Origin of the sequence: Kitasatospora sp. NPDC056531 (assembly GCF_042794375.1) — a bacterium.
In the GTDB taxonomy this organism is placed as follows: domain Bacteria; phylum Actinomycetota; class Actinomycetes; order Streptomycetales; family Streptomycetaceae; genus Kitasatospora.
On sequence record NZ_JBHTTU010000005.1, the window covers coordinates 226,564 to 243,844 of the forward strand.

General features: G+C 72.6%; 16 protein-coding genes. 4 read left to right on the forward strand and 12 right to left on the reverse strand.

Going from position 1 to position 17,281, the window contains the following annotated elements; translation table 11 throughout:
- Positions 1 to 90: 90 nt before the first annotated feature.
- Complete coding sequence (locus ACFQ87_RS08655; protein ID WP_380609870.1) at positions 91 to 456, reverse strand: hypothetical protein; 366 nt, start codon at positions 454 to 456, stop codon at positions 91 to 93.
- Between the two features lie 283 nt (positions 457 to 739).
- Here ACFQ87_RS08655 and ACFQ87_RS08660 point away from each other — a divergent pair, with 283 nt between their 5' ends.
- Positions 740 to 1,009, forward strand: a complete 270-nt coding sequence (locus tag ACFQ87_RS08660; RefSeq protein ID WP_380609871.1) for a GlsB/YeaQ/YmgE family stress response membrane protein — start codon at positions 740 to 742, stop codon at positions 1,007 to 1,009.
- Positions 1,010 to 1,046: 37 nt separating this feature from the next.
- Here the strand turns inward: ACFQ87_RS08660 and ACFQ87_RS08665 are convergent, their stop codons facing one another.
- Complete coding sequence (locus ACFQ87_RS08665) at positions 1,047 to 2,987, reverse strand: amino acid transporter (RefSeq protein WP_380609872.1); 1,941 nt, start codon at positions 2,985 to 2,987, stop codon at positions 1,047 to 1,049.
- A 396-nt stretch (positions 2,988 to 3,383) separates the two neighbouring features.
- Here ACFQ87_RS08665 and ACFQ87_RS08670 point away from each other — a divergent pair, with 396 nt between their 5' ends.
- Positions 3,384 to 4,916, forward strand: coding sequence for a N,N-dimethylformamidase beta subunit family domain-containing protein (locus ACFQ87_RS08670; RefSeq protein ID WP_380609873.1), 1,533 nt, complete (start codon positions 3,384 to 3,386; stop codon positions 4,914 to 4,916).
- A 31-nt stretch (positions 4,917 to 4,947) separates the two neighbouring features.
- Here the strand turns inward: ACFQ87_RS08670 and ACFQ87_RS08675 are convergent, their stop codons facing one another.
- Positions 4,948 to 5,736: a hypothetical protein gene (locus tag ACFQ87_RS08675; protein WP_380609874.1), complete on the reverse strand. Its 789-nt coding sequence runs from the start codon at positions 5,734 to 5,736 to the stop codon at positions 4,948 to 4,950.
- A gap of 230 nt (positions 5,737 to 5,966) precedes the next feature.
- On the opposite strand from ACFQ87_RS08675, the gene ACFQ87_RS08680 reads away from it, so the two are divergent.
- On the forward strand, positions 5,967 to 6,719 hold the full coding sequence (locus ACFQ87_RS08680; RefSeq protein ID WP_380609875.1) for a polyprenol monophosphomannose synthase: 753 nt from the start codon (positions 5,967 to 5,969) through the stop codon (positions 6,717 to 6,719).
- 105 nt (positions 6,720 to 6,824) lie between these two features.
- The gene (locus ACFQ87_RS08685; RefSeq protein ID WP_380609877.1) at positions 6,825 to 8,090 is read left to right on the forward strand and encodes an aromatic acid exporter family protein; all 1,266 of its coding nucleotides are present in this window, start codon (positions 6,825 to 6,827) and stop codon (positions 8,088 to 8,090) included.
- Positions 8,091 to 8,119: 29 nt separating this feature from the next.
- Here ACFQ87_RS08685 and ACFQ87_RS08690 read toward each other — a convergent pair whose 3' ends face one another.
- The 9 genes from ACFQ87_RS08690 to ACFQ87_RS08730 form a co-directional block, all read right to left on the reverse strand.
- Entirely contained in the window at positions 8,120 to 8,569 is a 450-nt protein-coding gene (locus ACFQ87_RS08690) for an SRPBCC family protein (RefSeq protein WP_380609878.1), read from the reverse strand.
- A 4-nt stretch (positions 8,570 to 8,573) separates the two neighbouring features.
- The gene (locus tag ACFQ87_RS08695) at positions 8,574 to 9,047 is read right to left on the reverse strand and encodes a VOC family protein (protein ID WP_380609879.1); all 474 of its coding nucleotides are present in this window, start codon (positions 9,045 to 9,047) and stop codon (positions 8,574 to 8,576) included.
- 89 nt (positions 9,048 to 9,136) lie between these two features.
- Positions 9,137 to 11,128: a phosphocholine-specific phospholipase C gene (locus ACFQ87_RS08700; RefSeq protein WP_380609880.1), complete on the reverse strand. Its 1,992-nt coding sequence runs from the start codon at positions 11,126 to 11,128 to the stop codon at positions 9,137 to 9,139.
- Between the two features lie 14 nt (positions 11,129 to 11,142).
- Entirely contained in the window at positions 11,143 to 12,579 is a 1,437-nt protein-coding gene (locus tag ACFQ87_RS08705) for an endonuclease/exonuclease/phosphatase family protein (protein WP_380609881.1), read from the reverse strand.
- A gap of 303 nt (positions 12,580 to 12,882) precedes the next feature.
- Positions 12,883 to 13,149, reverse strand: coding sequence for a metal-sensitive transcriptional regulator (locus ACFQ87_RS08710; protein WP_188301031.1), 267 nt, complete (start codon positions 13,147 to 13,149; stop codon positions 12,883 to 12,885).
- Positions 13,150 to 13,297: 148 nt separating this feature from the next.
- On the reverse strand, positions 13,298 to 13,645 hold the full coding sequence (locus tag ACFQ87_RS08715; RefSeq protein ID WP_380609882.1) for a PRC-barrel domain-containing protein: 348 nt from the start codon (positions 13,643 to 13,645) through the stop codon (positions 13,298 to 13,300).
- Positions 13,646 to 14,216: 571 nt separating this feature from the next.
- Positions 14,217 to 14,870 (reverse strand): hypothetical protein, encoded by a 654-nt coding sequence (locus tag ACFQ87_RS08720; RefSeq protein ID WP_380609883.1) that lies wholly within the window; start codon positions 14,868 to 14,870, stop codon positions 14,217 to 14,219.
- A gap of 163 nt (positions 14,871 to 15,033) precedes the next feature.
- Positions 15,034 to 15,708: a response regulator gene (locus ACFQ87_RS08725; protein ID WP_380609884.1), complete on the reverse strand. Its 675-nt coding sequence runs from the start codon at positions 15,706 to 15,708 to the stop codon at positions 15,034 to 15,036.
- The gene (locus ACFQ87_RS08730) at positions 15,705 to 17,105 is read right to left on the reverse strand and encodes a sensor histidine kinase (RefSeq protein WP_380609885.1); all 1,401 of its coding nucleotides are present in this window, start codon (positions 17,103 to 17,105) and stop codon (positions 15,705 to 15,707) included. Before ACFQ87_RS08730 ends, ACFQ87_RS08725 begins: the two co-directional genes overlap by 4 nt.
- Positions 17,106 to 17,281 lie beyond the last annotated feature (176 nt).

Consider the following 17,281-nt stretch of genomic DNA (forward strand, 5'->3'; position numbering starts at 1 on the left):
CCCCTCCGCCGATTCTCGCCTGTCCTTTGCTTTCCCCTTCCCCCCCCCCCCCCCCCCCCCCCCCCCCCGACCCGGCTCTGTCGGAGGCCGTCAGGAAACGCGCTTCAGCTGCCAGGAGTTGTTGTTGAAGCTCGGCACGGAGGAGTACTGGCAGCCGGAGCTGTAGAAGCTGCTGACGATCGTCCAGCCGGCCGGCGGCCAGGTGGACGCGCAGGCGTTGACCACGGTGCCGACCGGGTAGCCGGTGAGCTGCATGATCTTCTTGGTGTTCGGGTTGAACCCGGAGCCGCAGCCGGCGCTGTTCCACCACTGGACGTCCACGGAACCGCCCGGGGTCAGCGAGGAGGAGCAGACGGTGCTGGTGTCGCCGGGCGCCGCCTGGGCGGTGCCCATGGTCAGGGTGAGGGCGGCGGCGGTACAGCCGAGGGTGAGGACGGCGGCACGAAGTCGGGTCACGGGAGCGGCTCCTCTCGGGTGACGCGGCCTGTCCGCGCCAGAGCCCATTCCTACCGGTACGAATAACCCTTCGAACAGTGCGTTTCCGGCCCCACCGGCGGCGCGTTCTCGACCCTTCCCGACGAAGACCGGCCGGCTTCCCGCCCCACCTCGTTCCACCCCGGCCCGCGGCATCCCCAGCCGACATGCCCGTTCGGCCGAACCGGGTGATCATGGGACGAACCGCGTCTTCGGCGATTCGGCGCGCCGGTGCCCGTCGGCCGCGTCGGGAAGGTGGACCGCGATGTTCCAGCTCCTGTGGATTCTGCTCATCGGCTTCGTGCTGGGCATGCTCGCCAAGCTGATCCTGCGCGGGCCCCAGTCGATCCCGTGGTGGCTGACCATGCTGCTCGGCGCCGCCGGGGCCTGGCTCGGCAACGCCGTCTCCGGCTGGATCGGCGTCCGCCACACCTCGGGCATCGACTGGATCCGCCACATCCTCCAACTCGGCTTCGCCGTCGTCCTGGTGGCCTTCGTCGCGCCCGCCTGGACCAAGTCCCGCCCGCCCCGCTGACCCGGCGGCCGTCGGACGGATGGAGGACCGAACCGGCTCAGCCCACGTGGACCGCGGGCCGCCGGGTGCGGTCCGGCTCGGCCTCGCGGAGCACCTCGCGGGTGACCGGCGCGATCTCACCCTGCCCGAACAGGAAGAACCGCAGGAACTGGGCGAAGGGGTTGCCCTCGGTCCACTCGAAGTAGATGTGCGGCTGCTGCCCGGTGAGGTCCCGCACCTGCAGCAGAAGCGCGGCCAGCGCGTTGGGCACGCTGGAGCTCTGCAGTGACAGCACGCGGTAGCGGTCGTGCAGCACCTCACCGCGCACGGTCAGTGCGGCCTCGAAGTCGGACGGGTCGAGCACGGTGACCTCGACGAAGACCAGGTCGTCCTCGGCCGGGATGTCGTTGTCCTTGCGGATCTGGCGGAGCTTGTCGCGGTACTCGGCGAGGTCCCGGCTGTTCGGCTCGTTGGCGATCAGCCGTAGCGGGCGGTGCATGTAGTCCCGGACGAACCGCTCCGCCACATCGTCCAGCACCACGTCGGTGACGCGCAGCTCGAAGGCCCGCTTGAGCCGGGAGGCGAAGGAGACCAGCATGATGCCCGTGATGAAGCAGGCGCCGATCTTGACGCCGTCCGGCCGCTCGGCGATGTTCGCAGCCGTGGTGTAGAGGAACACCGCCGCGATCACGGCGAAGCCGATCGTCCAGCCGCGCTGCCCGGCCTTGTGGGCGGCGATGGTGACGGCGATGGCGGCCGAGCTGATCAGCACCAGCACACCGGTCGCGTACGCGCCGCCCTGGGCGTCCACATTGGCGTCGAAGATCCAGGTGACCAGGAAGGCGATCAGGGTGAGCACGATGACGGTCGGCCGCACGGCGCGCGCCCAGTGCGGCGCCATGCCGTAGCGGGGCAGGTAGCGCGGCATCAGGTTGAGCAGCCCGGCCATCGCGGAGGCGCCGGCGAACCAGAGGATGGCGATGGTGGACAGGTCGTAGACGCTTCCGAAGGCGCTGCCGAGGTTCTGGTGGGCGAGGTAGGCGAGCGCCCGCCCGTTGGCCTCGCCACCCTTCTTGAAGGCGTCGGCCGGGATGAGCAGCGTGGTGATGAAGCTGGTGGTGATCAGGAAGACGCTCATGATCGCGGCGGCGGTGGTGAGCAGTTTGCGCGCACCCCGGATCCGGCCGGTGGGCTTCTCCTCGGTGTCGTCCGGGTCGCCCTCGATGTGCGGCATCACCGCGACGCCGGTCTCGAAGCCGGACAGGCCGAGGGCCAGCTTCGGGAAGACGGTCAGCGCGACGCCGATCATCGCGAGGGCGTTACCGTGCTGGACGGTGAGCGCGTCCGTCCAGTCGCTGAACACGTGCGGGGCCTTGAGCACGTGCCAGAGCCCGTTCACCACCACCACGACGTTGAGCGCGAGGTAGATCCCGACCAGGAAGACGGCCAGGCCGATCGCCTCGCTGAAGCCCTTGAGGAAGACCCCGCCGAGCAGGGCGACCATGATCAGCGTGAGCATCACCTGCTTGCCGCTGAGCATGCTGGTCAGGTGCGGGTTCTCCACCAGGTGCGCGGTGGCGTCGGCGGCCGACAGGGTGATGGTGATCATGAAGTCGGTGGCCGCGAACCCGAGCAGGGTCAGCACGAAGAGCTTGCCCTGCCAGAACGACAGCAGCCGCTCCAGCATCGCGATGGAACCCTCGCCGTGCGGGCTCTCCTGGGCCACCCGCCGGTAGACCGGCAGCGCGCCCAGCAGGGTGACTACCACCAGCACGATGGTCGCCAGCGGTGAGACCAGGCCGGCCGCCAGGGCGGCGATGCCGGGCTGGTAGCCGAGCGTGGAGAAGTAGTCCAGGCCGGTCAGGCACATCACCCGCCACCAGCGCTGGCCCTTCTCGTGCGGCGCCTGGGCGTGCGGGCCGGGGTGCTGCTTGGCCATGTCCGACAGGCCTTCCAGCATCCACGCCCGGAACCTCGCGCCCCGCGTCGGAGGAGCCATTCCCGGTTCGGCCGAACCCGACGAGACCACGTACACCCCTGTCCATGACTTCAGCCTGCCGCGCGCGGCTCCGGACCCCCTGGTGGCCGCCGGACGGCGGGCCTGGTCAGGCTAGGTGACCTGGCCTCGACGGCCCGGGAACCGCGCGGGCCAACACGCCACGGTGCGCCCGTACGGCCCTCCGGGGTCGCGGCCGCCCGTCCGGCCGCGGTCGAGGTCCCGGCGCGGCGGTCGGCATGAACTGCCCGAAACGGGTGAGGATGTCCGCGCGCGTTGACGCATGGGATTGATGCACGGGGTTGACGCGACCCCGCGGGGTTGACGTGCCCTGGGCGCGCAGCGACGGATGACGAGGAGGCCGCGGTGGCGGAACCGAGCCGACGGGGGATTCTGGGCATGGGACTGATGGCGGCCGCCGTCACCTCCTGCGGGACCCGCCACCCGGACGGGGCCCCGGACCCTTCTCCCGACTCCCAGGGCACCCCGCGCACGGCCGAGCCCACCACCGTCCAGCACGTCGGTCTGAAGAGCGAACAGTCCCAGCCCGGCAACCCCGACTGGGAGATCACCGACCCCGGCCCGGCCGACGCCATCGAGGGCTTCGCCGACCGGGTCAGCGTGCTGCCCGGCGAGTCCTTCGGCCTGCACGTCTCCACCGGCGCCTCCGCCTTCACCGTCTCCGCGTACCGGATGGGCTGGTACGACGGCGCCCGCGCCCGCCTGGTCTGGCGCCGCGAGCACGTCCCCGGCGCCAAGCAGGCCGCGCCGCACGTCGACCAGAGCACCCGCACCGTGCTGACCGACTGGCAGCGCACCCTCGCCGTGGACACCGCCGACTGGCCCGAGGGCGCCTACCTGCTGCGGCTGGACGTCGAGGGCGGCCCCGGCCGCCGCTACGTCCCGCTCACCGTCCGCTCGGCGAACACCGCCGGAAAGACCGTGGTCATGAGCGCCCCGGCGACCTGGCAGGCCTACAACGAGTGGGGCGGCTACAGCCTCTACAACGGCCCGACCGGAACCCTCGACACCCGCTCGCTGCGGGTCGTCTTCGACCGGCCGTACGACTACGACCACGGCGCCGGGCTGTTCCTGGTCTACGAGGCGCCGCTGATCGCCCTCGCCGAGCGGCTCGGGCTGCCGCTCGCCTACACCACCGGGATCGACGTGGCCCGCGACCCGGGGCTGCTGCACGGCGCCGGCGCCGTCCTCTCGCTCGGCCACGACGAGTACTGGTCCCCCGAGCAGCGCGCCAACGTGGTGGCGGCCCGCGACGCCGGGACCAACCTGGCGATCCTGGGCGCCAACTGCTGCTACCGCCGGGTCCGCTTCGAGCCCACCGGGCTCGGCCCGGACCGCACGGTGGTCTGCTACAAGGACGCCTGGGCACAGGACCCGGGCCACCAGGCCGGCGCCCCGGCGACCACCGACTTCCGGGCCGGCCCGGGCGCCGACCCGGAGAGCTCGATGCTCGGCGTGATCTACGACGGCTACCCGGTGGACGCCCCGTACGTGGTCACCTCGCCCGGGCACTGGGTCTTCGAGGGGACGGGCGTCGCGGCCGGGGCGTCCTTCCCGCACCTGGTCGGCGTCGAGTACGACCGGGTGGACACCGGCTTCCCCACCCCGCGCCCGATCGAGGTCATCGCCCACTCCCCCGTGGTCTGCGAGGGCCGCCGCTCCCACTCCGACACCGCGTACTACACCGTGCCGAGCGGCGCCGGGGTCTTCGCCACCGGGACGATGCGCTGGGTGGAGACGCTGGACGCGCGCGGCCCCGGCGGCGGCAAGGCCGACCACGACATCGACTCGCGCGCCGGGGACGTGGTCCGCAAGGCCACCGAGAACGTCCTGCGCGCCTTCGCCGCCGGACCGGCCGGTCGCACCCACCCCGCCCAGGACAACCTCGCCGCCGTCTACGGCACGGCGTAGCGGGCCGGGCGGGCCGGCCGGCGAGTCCGGTTCAGCTCGCCGTGATCGGCGGGACGAAGGTCTCCGGCGGGCCGAAGTCCGAGTAGACGCCCTTGACCACGGTCAGCTTTCCGTTCACCGTCATCGACTGCTCGCCCCGCACCGGGCGGCCGAGCCGGTCGATCCACAGCTGGTAGTCGAGCCCGTCCACGCCGCTGGACGCCATCCGATCGGCGTTCGAAGGGTCCGCGCGGCGCACCTGCTCCACCGACAGGCGCGCGGCCAGGTGGAACACCGGGACGCCGCCCTCTGACTCCATGCCCTTGCGGGCGGAGGGGCCGGCGGCCAGCAGCACCTTGGCGTACGCGCCGTAGTGGTTGCTGTCGGCGCCGTCGTCCCCGGTGGACGGGGCCTTCTTCCAGGGCGTGCCTTTCGCCTTGTCGCGCATGTACGTGGTGCCGTCCACGGTCAGCGACTCCGTCGAGTTCAGGGTCAGGAACCCGCCGACGGTGGTCGTCCCCTCCACGTGGCTGCCGAGGGTCGGGGTGTTGACGTTGACCCGGCCGCTCATGTCCATGAGCACCCGCTCGTCCCCCTCGCCCGCCGTGGTCGTCATCTTCAGGCTCGCGGCGTACGGCGCCGGATCGGCGTGCGCCACCGCCACCTCCGGGTCGAACGCCCCCGCGGCGTCCGCGGGTGCCCCGACGGCGGGGCTCGCGGCGGGGTTCGCGGCGGGGTTCGCCGAACCCTCCGGGCCGCAGCCCGCGACGGCCGTGAGCGCGAGGGCCAGGGCGGTGACGGGCAGCGCGGTGAGGGGCAGGGCGGTACGACGAATCGTCAAAGGAATGCTCCGGGTCGGCCGTTCGGGACGAGCCGGAAGCCTGTCACAGCGACCGGTCACAGTCGAACTGGTTTCCGCGTCCCGGTGGGGCGGCCCCGGCGGACGCCCCGGGCGGGAGGAGGCCGTCGGCCCGGCTAGACTCACACGGTCTAACAGCAGCGAAGGTCGTCCAGGACAACCGACCGGTACGGCACGGGTGCCCGCCGGCGAGGGCACAAGGGAAACAGAACATGGTCGAGGCCTCCCCCAAGGTCGTTGTCGTCGTCCCCACGTACAACGAGCGGGAGAACCTTCCGGTCCTCGCCGGGCTCCTCGCGGAACTCCCGCTGGAGAACCTGCACCTACTGGTGGTCGACGACAACTCCCCCGACGGCACCGGCGAGATCGCCGAGAAGCTCGCCGCCGACTCCGGCGGCACCGTGGGCGTGCTGCACCGCACCGAGAAGAACGGCCTCGGCCGCGCCTACCTGGCCGGCATGGCCCGTGCCCTGGACGAGGGCGCCGACGTCGTGGTCCAGATGGACGCCGACCTCTCCCACCCCGCCTCCGCGATACCCGCGATGGTGCGGGCCCTGCTCACCGACGACACCGCCGTGGTGCTCGGCTCCCGCTACGTGCCCGGCGGCTCGACCGCCGCCGAGTGGCCCTGGCACCGCAAGGCGCTCTCCGCCTGGGCCAACTTCTACGTCAACGCGATCCTCGGCCTGGGCGTGCGGGACGCCACCGCCGGCTTCAAGGCCTGGCGGGCCACCACCCTGCGGGCCATCGACCTGCCGACCGTGCAGAGCAACGGCTACTCGTTCCAGGTCGAGATGAACTACCGGGTCGTCCAGCGCGGGCTGACCATCCGCGAGGTACCGATCCGCTTCGAGGAGCGGATCGAGGGCGCCTCGAAGATGAGCATCGGGGTGCAGGTCGAGTCCGCGCTCGCGCCCTGGAAGCTGCGCTTCAACCGCGAGAACGGACCCGGCGAGCTCGACTGACGCCGATGGGCTGAACGGAACGACCGGCGCCTGCGGCGCGGTCATCCGGGTAGTAGGACGGCCGGGTGGCGGTGTGAGCGGCGGCTGCGGGGAAAGAAGGCCGTCATGGCCCTTCTCCCGGAGTCCTTCACGACCCTGGTCCGCCGTGGCGCCCGAGAGCCCTTCGCCGTCCAGACCGTGCGGGCCACCGTGGCCGCCACCCTCGCCTACGCGGTGGCCACCCGGCTCAGCAGTGAGCCCGCGCCGCTGACGGCTCCGCTGACCGCGCTGCTGGTGGTCCAGGTCACCGTCTACTCGACGCTCAAGACCAGCATCCGCCGGGTCAACTCGGTGGTGGTCGGGGTGTTGATCGCGATCGGCTTCAGCGCCGTGGTCGGGCTCTCCTGGTGGAGCCTCGGGCTGATCATCCTGGCCTCCCTGGTCATCGGCCGGTTCGTCCGGGTCGAGGAGTTCGTCCAGGAGGTCGCGATCAGCGCGATGCTGATCCTGGGCGTCACCAAGCTGGCCTCGCAGGCCTGGGACCGGGTGCTGGAGACGCTGATCGGCGCAGCCGTCGGCCTGCTGTTCAACCTGCTCTTCGCCCCGCCGGTCTGGGTCGACACCGCCGGGGAGTCGATCGAGGACCTCGCCCGGCGGGCCCGGAAGCTGCTGCTGGACATCGCGGAGGAGCTGGGCCGCCCCACCCCGGTGGCCCGGGCCGCCGAGCGGCTGCACGAGGCCCGCCGGCTCGACCAGGCGATCGTCGAGGTGGACGCGGCGCTGCGCCAGGCCGAGGACAGCCTGCGGTTCAACCCCCGGATCAGCGAGGGGCTGCTCTCCCGGCTGGTGCTGCGCACCGGGCTGGACACGCTGGAGATCTGCGTGGTGGTGATCCGGGTGCTGGCCCGCTCGCTGACCGACCTGGCCAAGCGGCGCGGGCCCGGCGAGCGGCTCTTCCCGCCGGAGGTCGCGGTCGGGCTGGAGGAGCTGCTGGCGCACGTCGGCGGGGCGATGGTCAGCTTCGCGGTGCTGGTCACCACCCAGGTGAGCCGCAACGCCGAGGAGGCCGAGGAGCGGCTGACCGCCGAACTGGCGGCGGCCTGGGCCTCCCGGGAGAACGTCGCCCAGGTGCTGCTGCGCAGGGTCCAGGAGCACCCGGAGGCCTGGCAGCTACACGGCTCGATGCTGGCCGAGGTGGACCGGATCCTGGACGAACTGGACCTGGAGCACCGCAGTCGGCGGCTGATGGAGGAGCTCGACCGGGCCTCGGTGGCGAACCGCGAGCGGTTCTCCCGGTTCGCCGGGCTGCGCCGCTACGTCCGGGGCGAGCGGGGACCCGGCCGTCGGACGTCCGCCCAGGCGGAGCGCCCGGCTGCGGAGGCCGGGCGCTGATCCTGCCGCGGGCCCGGGAGATCAGGACGTCAGGGCATCAGCCAGGGCTGCTGCGGCAGCGGGTGCCCGGTCTCCAGGTAGGTCTTGAGGTTGGAGAGCACCGCCGACCAGCCCTGTTCGGCGCCCGCCCGTTCGGCCTCGTCGGCGAGGTTCTCGTGGGTGACGGTGAGCCGGGTGAGGTCCCGCCAGGCCTGGATGTCGAAGCTGACCCTGGAGGGCCCGGCCGGGCGCTGCTCCTCCGGCCCGGCCCAGCTGGTGACCAACCGGTGCGGGCGCTCGGCGGCCTCGACGATGCCGATCACGTCGGCGATCCCGGAGTCGTCGCCGCGCTGGTGCTCCCAGGGCGCGCCGGGCAGCCAGGTGGAGACGTTGCGGTGGCCCCAGTAGAGGCCCGACTCGTCGGCGTTGGTGAGCGCGTGCCAGACCCGTTCGGGGGTGGCGCGCAGGTAGACGATGCCGCGGTGGCTGAAGGCGGTCACGGCCTCAGCCCCTGGCCGCGTCGAGCAGCGGCTGGATCTCGATCTTCCGCATCCGCAGCATGGTCGCCATCACGCGGTCGGCCTTCGCCCGGTCCGGGTCGCCGATCAGGTCGAGCAGGACGCGCGGCGTGATCTGCCAGGAGAGGCCGTAGCGGTCCTTGAGCCAGCCGCACGGGCCCTCCTGGCCGCCGTCGGCGGTGAGCTTGGCCCAGAGTTCGTCGATCTCCTGCTGGTCCTCGCACCCCACCTGGAGCGAGATCGCCTCGGTGAAGGTGAACTCGGGGCCGCCGTTGAGCGCCGTGTACTCCCGGCCGGCGAGTTCGAACTCGACGGTCATCACCGAGCCGGCCGGGCCTGGGCCGGCCTCGCCGTAGCGGGTGACCTGGGTGATGCCGGAGTCGGGGAACAGCGAGGTGTAGAAGACGGCGGCCTCTTCGGCCCGGTCGTCGAACCAGAGGAAGGTGGTGATTTTCTGCATGCGCCCGACGGTAGCGGCGGGCCCTGTCGCGGCGGCCGAGCCACGGCCGGGGGTCACCGGATCGGCGCCCCGGCCGGGCCGGCCCCCGGTCAGTGCACCCAGCCCGCGTACCGCTGCACGAAGCGCTGGCCGGTGTGGGCGGTGACGACGACGTCGTAGCGGCCCTGCTTGTCCAGCGGCCAGGACAGGTTGACCTGCTTGCCGGGCTTGACCCAGACGGTCTGCGCGCTGCCCGCGAAGTCGTTGGGCGCGGCGGTGAAGGCCACGTCGGTCATCCCGTCGTTGGCGACCTGGAGGGTGAGCTTCAGGCTGCCGTGCAGGTCGGCGGTGACGATCGGCACACCGATGTCGTTCTGCCCGTCCTGCCCGTCCCGGACCACCGTGCCGGCGAAGCGGCGCACGAAGCCGTCCGGGCCGTGCACGGTGAAGTCGTAACGGCCGTTGGTGGCGGCCGCGTCCCAGACGTACGTCGCGCTGGCGCCGGGGGCGACGGTGTACGGGGTGCCCGCGAAGGGGAGCAGGATGTTCGGGTAGACGGCGTACGGGAAGGCCACCGAGCCGTCGTTGCTCATCACGCAGCTGACCTTGCCCGTCCCGCGGTCCACCGACACGTCGGCCCACGGCTGGTACGGCAGCGGGCGGTGCGGGCGCTCGCCGCGCTCCTGGACCGGCATCGACTGGGCGCCGATCGCCGGGAGGGCGACGCCCGGCAGCTTGGCACCCGCGTCGGCCCTGGCCATCAGGGCGTTGGTGTCGGGCAGCTTCGGCAGCGAGTGGTCCGGGGCGGCGAAGTCGAAGCAGCTGGTGAGGTCGCCGCAGACGGACCGGCGCCAGGCCGAGATGTTGGGCTCGGCCACGCCGGTGACCAGTTCCATGAAGCGCAGCACCGAGGTGTGGTCGAACACCTGGGAGTTGACCCAGCCACCGCGCGACCAGGGCGAGACCACCCAGAGCGGGACGCGGTTGCCGAGGCCGATGGCGCGCCCCTGGGTGAACTCCTCGGGGGTGCCGGGCTCGGGGGTGGGCGGGACCATGTGGTCGAAGTAGCCGTCGTTCTCGTCGTACATGACCAGGAAGACGGTGTGCCGCCAGACCTCCGGGTTGGACATCAGCGACTGCAGCGCCTGGTTGACCCAGTGCGCGCCGTAGGCCGGGCCGGCCTCCGGGTGCTCGGAGAACAGGTAGGGCGCGACCAGCCAGGAGACCGTCGGCAGGGTGCCGTCCTTGCAGTGGCGGTCGAAGTCGGTGGGGTCGAACTTGGTCATCGCGTTGATGTAACGCGGGTCGTCGTGCGGGAAGTTGTGGAACTGCTTGAAGTAGGAGAGGGCGTTGTCGTCGTAGTCGCCGGTGCGGTCGTCCTTGCTGGGGTTGTGGTAGACGCGCCAGCTGACGCCGGCCGCCTCCAGGCGCTCGGCGTAGGTGGTCCAGTCGGCGACGGGGTTGTCGGTGACCGGGGTGTTGTCGATCCAGGGGCCGGTGGTGCCGTCGCGGCCGGGGCCGGCGGTACCGGTCCACAGGTAGAGCCGGTTGGGGTCGGTGGGGCCGGCCAGCGAGGTGAAGTAGGCGTCGCAGATGGTGAACGCGTCGGCCAGGGCGTACTGGTAGGGGATGTCGTCCCGGGTGAAGTAGCCCATGGTGCGCTCGCCCTTGGCGGCGATCCACTTGTTCATCGCGCCGTTGTTGATGGCCTGGTGGCCGGTCGCCCAGTCGTGGGCGAGGCCGCCGGCGTTCTGCGCGTTGTACTTGGCGGTGTCCATCCGGTACGGCAGCATCGCCCCGCCGTCGCTGCGGCGGCTGTCGGGCTGGCGGAACACGTCGGTGCCGTCCGGGAACTGGAGCGCCTGCTTGTCGCCGAAGCCGCGCACGCCGCCCAGCGTGCCGAAGTAGTGGTCAAAGCTGCGGTTCTCCTGCATCAGGACGACGACGTGCTTGACGTCCTTGATGGTGCCGGTGAGAGCGGCGCTGGTTCGCTCGTCGGCGGCGGGGGCGGCTTCGGCCCGGGCGGCGGACAGGCCGGTCAGGGCGGTGGCGCCGACGGCCGCGGTGGCGCCGACGAAGGTGCGGCGGGAGAGCTCGGGCATCACGAACTGGCCTCTCAGAGCTGGAAGGTGGCGACGGCGGCGGCGGTGTCGGAGGGCCACTCGTTGGTGGCGGCGTTCGGCTCGGGCTGCGGCCAGTCGGCGACCAGGGTGTGCGCCTCGACCAGCTTCAGCGGGCCGGCGTACTGGACGTAGTCGATGCGGTCCTGCGGCTCGGGCCGGTCGCCGCGCCGCTTGCGGGTGGGCGACCAGGTGGTGCCCGGGTTCTTGACCGGGTCGCGGTTCTCCTCGCGGAAGCTGTCGGTCAGCCCCGCGGCCTGCAGGGCGGCGGTGACCGGCCAGTCGAGCGCGCCGACGCCGTTGTGGGCGGCGGCGGTGACGGCCGTCCAGTCCAGGTAGGAGGGCGAGGAGAGCGCGCCGGCCAGCACCACCGGAAGGTGCCGGGCGAGGTCCGCGTGCACGGCCTCGGCCAGCGCCTTGGCCTGCTTGAGGCGCGGCGAGGCGTTCTCGGCGGCCGTCACCTGGGCGGCGGTGCCGCCGTCCTGCACGGCGTACGGGCCGTAGCCCGCCTCGTCGAGGTGCGCGGCCCAGAAGCGGACGCTGCGGCCGCCGGGCAGCTGGACGGTGGCGGCGACGGCGGGCAGCTCGGCGGTGGCCGGGGTGAGGTCGGTGAGCGGGTGGCGGCTGAGGATGCCGACGCTGCCCGGGCTCTGGTGGGCGTACCAGCCGAGCGCGTCGGCCAGGGTCTTGGCCCGCTCGCCGGCCGTCTCCTGCAGGGCGAGCACGTCCAGGCCCTGGGCGAGGACGACGCGCAGCTGCTTCTCCAGCGCGTCGGCGTAGCCGGCACCGGCGTCGTGCAGGTTCCAGCTGGCGGCCTTGAGCCGGGGCGGGGCGGCCGGGTCCGCGACCGGGACCAGGACGGTGACGGTGTCGGTGGCGCCGGTGCTGTCCTTGACGCCGACCACGACCAGCTCGGGGTTCCGGCCGGGGGTGGCGGGTGCGGTGCCGGTGAGCGTGCCGTCGGCGCCGACCGAGGCCCAGGCCGCGCCGCCGAGCTTGCGGTAGGCGGCGGATCCGGGGGCGTTGCCTGCCGGGCGGGACCAGAGGCCGCCGAGCTTGATCCGCACGGCCGCGCCCGGGGCGACGGGCGTGGCGGTGAACGAGTCCACGGCGGCGTGCGGGCGGACCACGGCGGGCTTGGGGCGGAAGCTGAACGGGGCGGTCTGGGCGAGGATGCCGTAGCCGTCCTTGGCGAGCAGGTAGGCGGTGTACGGGCCGCCGGTCAGCGCGGAGGTGTCGAGCTGGACGTCGCCCGAGGTGCCGGGGGTGTACTTCCACAGCAGCGAGGAGCCGGTGCCGGGCCGGCGGCTGCCGTCGTAGATGCCGATCCAGTTCTTGGCGTCGGGGGCGTCGGTGGTCCAGTGGAAGCCGAGCCGGTCGCCTTCGGCGGGGCTGCTGGATGAGGTCAGGGTCAGGGCGCTGCCTGCGGCCACGGTTGTCCTGTCCGCCGCCAGCGGTCCCGGTCCGCCGGGGGACGGTGCCGGGGCCGCACGCGGCTGGTCACGGAGGCTGGGAGGGAGACGCCCGCAGTTGGCTGTACAACTGCGGGCGGGCTCATTCACCCGAAGACCGGCGACCAGGGTGTGAACGCCGCGTGACGCAGCGTCGGGCGGTTCGGGAACTCCGTGGCAGAACCATCGTCAGGACATCGCCAGGACATGCGGAGGGCCGCGACGGATGATCCGTCGCGGCCCTCCGGGCTGTCGGCCGTACCGCCGGCCGAAACTCGGGCCGACTCAGGCCAGGGCGAGGAACAGCTTCTCCAGCTCGGCCTCGCTCATCGGCGAGGCGCCCTCGTCGGCGGCCGCCATGCACTGGCGCATCCCGCTCGCGACGATCTTGAACCCCGCCCGGTCAAGGGCGCGCGAGACGGCGGCGAGCTGGGTGACCACGTCCTTGCAGTCCCGACCCGCCTCGATCATCGCGATCACCCCGGCCAACTGGCCCTGGGCGCGACGCAGTCGGTTCAGGACCGCGCCGACCGCCTCCTCGTCCACCTGCATGTTCGGGCCGCCTTTCGCATCGACTGTCGACTGACAAGTCTACCCGGTGGGGTATTCATTCCCGGGTGGCCGGGGAGGCCGCTGCCGAGCCCGGCGACGGGCGCAGCGGAGGGCTGTGCGGCAGGCCCGGCGACGGGCTCGGCGGGGCTCAGCGACGGGCCAGGCGGCGTTCGCCTCCGGCGCCGGTAGCGTACGGCAGCTCGTAGTGGGCGAACACCGCCGGCTCGTCGGTGGCCGGCAGGATGTCGTCGGTTCCGATCGCGGGGGCCTGCCTGACCTTGCCCCTCGGGAACGGCACCCGTAGGTAGCCCGGCCCCGCGACCGCGCCCTCCAGCGGGACGAAGGCCAGGCGGCGCCGGCCCATCACGCCGACCGTGACGGTGGCGAAGAACGGCTCGTCGGTGGACGTCTCGACGTAGACCGACTCCAGCGTGCCGATCCGGTGGCCCTTCTCGTCGACCACGGCGTGGCCGCGCCACTCCCGGATGTCTGCCATAGCGATCCCCACGGCCTCGGACCTCCCGTGTCGCGGCTGCCACCGGCTGCACAGCCCGGAGCTTCCATCCTGCGCCGCTGCGGGCCCGGCGGCGCGACGAATGGAACATACAGGGGTGACCCGACCACTCGGCGGCAAGGCGCTGACCTGGGCTTTAGGCTGTCCGGCGGCCTGGGGGCCGCAGGGCGAAGCGGCGGTGGGCGGGCGCTCGGTCATGGCGCCATGTTGACTCCCAAGCTCCTCGGCGTGAGCGCCGGGGATTCGTACCACGCTTCGCGCGATACCGCTGCGCGTGGGCGTGATGGTTGGTTCCTGCTTCCTCCCCTGGTGGGGGTTGCTCGCGTGCCTCCCGATGTCCGACCGGGTGGTCTTCTGGCGATCCGCAGACCCCACATCAACGAGTCGCCGAGCGGGAAGCAACACGTAGATTCTCTGCGAGCCCTAAGTTCATCTATGGCCGAGTATCAGGACATCCACACAGGTAGATGCACTCTCGCCGTGCACGCCCACGTGGCCTTCCTGACGAAGTACCGGCACCGGCGGGCGCACCCGGAGCGGGCGTACCCGAAGCTCAGAGGCCGGTCTGGACCTCGACACGGTGGCGGATGTACTCGTCCGGGTGCGACCGGGCGATCGCCACGGCCGCCTCGACCAAGGCGTGCAGCTCCGCCGGGTAGGCGCGCGGCACCAGCGGGAGGCCGGGGAGGATGCAGCGGCGGACGTCGATGTCCTCGTTGGCGACGAACTCCCGCAGCGCGGCCTCGTTCCAGCTGTCCCGGACGGTCGCGCCCTCGTCGGCGGTCGCGTTGCGGCCGCCGACGACCGACAGGGCCGTCCAGTACCAGGCCCGGGCGGCACCGGCGCGCTCCGGGTCGGTGCCGGTCTGCAGGTAGCCGAGCAGGGCCAGGCGGACCCGGCGCTGACCGAAGGCGATCAGGGCGGGCTCGACGAAACGGCGGTTGAAGCTCGGGTTGGGGTCGTGGACCGCAGCCTCCATCAGCGCCTCGAAGTACTCCTCGGGCAGCTCGGACCGCCCGGCGAGCGCCTTGTGGACCTCCCAACGGGCCGCGCCCGGATAGTCCGCGCCCGGCGCGACCTCGGCCCCGAGCAGGAGGAGCAGTCGCGCGAGCCGCAGCTCGAACGCCTGCGACCCGTCTTCCGCGCGACCGGGCAACGGCTGGAGAATCCGCACCTCGCCGGCCGTGTCCTTCGTTTCCACCGACATCCTCCTCATTCTGAGTCATCGGCAGACTACTCGCTGATACACCCGTTCGGAGGTTGTTTCAGGACAGGTGGAACCTTGAACTGCTTGCGGGGTCAGCCTTTGACGAAGGTTCAGTCCTTGACGGCGGTGAACGGCCGGAGCCGGACCCCATGGTGATCGACCGTCAGGACGGACGACCGGGCGGGACCAGCCCCGACTGGTAGGCGATCGCGACGAGTTGGGCACGGTCGCGGGCGTCGAGCTTGGACATCGCCCGGTGCACATGAGTACGGACGGTGAACGGACTGACGAACATCCGCTCGGCGATCTCCTCGTTGGTGAGCCCGGTGGCGGCCATGGACATCACCTCGCGCTCGCGGGCGGTCAGCACGGCGAGCCGTTCGGCGGGGGCGACGGCGGCCGGGCCGGGCTGGGCGAGGAACTGGTCGATCACGGCCCGGGTGGCGGCGGGCGAGAGCAGGGCGTCACCGGCCGCGACGGTCCGGACGGCGGCGAGCAGTTCCTTCGGGTCGGCGCCCTTGCCGAGGAAGCCCCCGGCGCCCGCGCGCAGCGCCTGGGCCACGTACTCGTCGATCTCGAAGGTGGTGAGGATGAGCACCCTGGTGCCGGACAGCTCCTCGTCGCCGCAGATCTCGGCGGTGGCGCCGAGGCCGTCGGCGCCGGGCATCCGGATGTCCATCAGAACGATGTCGGGCTTGGTGGCCCGGGCGAGTTCCACCGCCTCCCGGCCGTCGGCGGCCTCGCCGACCACCTCCATGTCCTCCTCCGCGTCGATCAGCACCCGGAAGGCGCCGCGCAGCAGGGCCTGGTCGTCGGCGAGCAGCACGCGGATGGTCATGTGCGGTCGTTGTCCTTTCGGATGGTGCGATCTTGTCGGACGGCGCGGTCGGGGCGGGTGAAGCGGTCGGGCAGCACCGAGCAGTCCCGTCGGACGGCGGGGGCGGGTCGGGCCGGCTTGCCGGGGCGGTCCGGCTCCTCGGGCCGCGCGGCGCCGTCGGGCCGGGCGGCCTCCTCCGCCCGTGCGGCGCCGTCGTCCCGGGCCCCGGTGCGCAGCGGCAGCTCGGCGAGGACCAGGAAACCGCCGTCGGGCTGCCGGTCGGCGGTGAGCCGGCCACCGACCGCGCCCGCCCGCTCGCGCATGCCGATCAGGCCGAAGCCGCTCTCGCCCGGGGCGGGCTGGGGCAGCAGGACGGCGCGGGGGCGGCCGTTGGCGGGCGGGCAGCCGTTGGCGACGCTGACGGCGACCCGGCTGCCGCTGTAGGAGAGGGTGATCTCGGCGTCGGCGCCGTGGGCGTGCTTGGCGACGTTGGTCAGCGACTCCTGGACGATCCGGAACGCGGTGAGGTCAACGCCGGGCGACAGCGGCCGGGCTTCGCCCTCGACGGCGAGCTGGACCGGCAGGCCGGCCCGCTCGAAGGTGTTGATCAGCTCGGGCAGCCGGTCGAGGCCTGGGGTGGGTTCCAGCGGGGCTGGCTCCTCGGCGCGGCGCAGCAGGCCCACGGTGGCGCGCAGCTCTTGGAGGGCGGAGCCGGTGGCGTCGGTGATGTGGCTGAGCACCTCGCGGGCCTGGACCGGGTGGGTGTCCATGAGGTGGACGGCGATGCCGGCCTGGGCGTTGGCGAGGGCGATGTGGTGGGCGACGACGTCGTGCAGGTCGCGGGCGATCCGGATCCGCTCGTCGGCGACCCGGCGGCGAGCCTCCTCCTCACGGGTGCGCTCGGCGTGTTCGGCGCGCTGCTCGATCTCGGCGAGCTGGGCGCGGCGGTTGCGGATGGAGTCGCCGAGGGCGCCGGGTAGCAGGGCCCAGGCGAGGACGCCGATCCTCTCGCCGATCGGGCCGCCGGGGCCGGCCAGCAGGGACATCCCGGTGAGCAGGACGGCGGTGACGATCGAGGCGCGCAGGGCCGTGGAGCGGTCGGTGTGGACGGCGAGGAAGTAGAGCGCGAGCAGGAGGGGGGTGGCCAGCATCGGGGTGAGCCGGGGGCTGGTCGGAGTCAGCAGCATGGTGCAGAGCAGCGTGACGACGACCACCGCGCGCGGGTGGCGGCGGTGGAGGAACACGGCGGTGGCGGCGATCAGTGCCAGGACGCCGGTGGCCGGGTCCGCCGGGGCGAAGTGGCCGGTGGTCTGGTCGACGGTGGCGCCGAGGGCGGTGATCGCGATCATGGCCACGCCGCCGACGGCGTCGAGCAGCCGGGGGTGGTCGCGGCGCAGGCGCTGCCAGGTGTCGCTCATGCTCGGGCTCTCCGGATCGGGGTGCCCCGGCCGCCCCCTCGCCGGGTTCCGCCAGGTCGTGCCGCGCCGCGCCCCGGGTGGGGCGCGGTGCGCCGGTGGGGGCCGCCGCGCCGGCGACGGCCTCAGACAGCAACGGTAACGGTTGGAGCTCGAACCGGCGTCCGAGCCGACGGCTG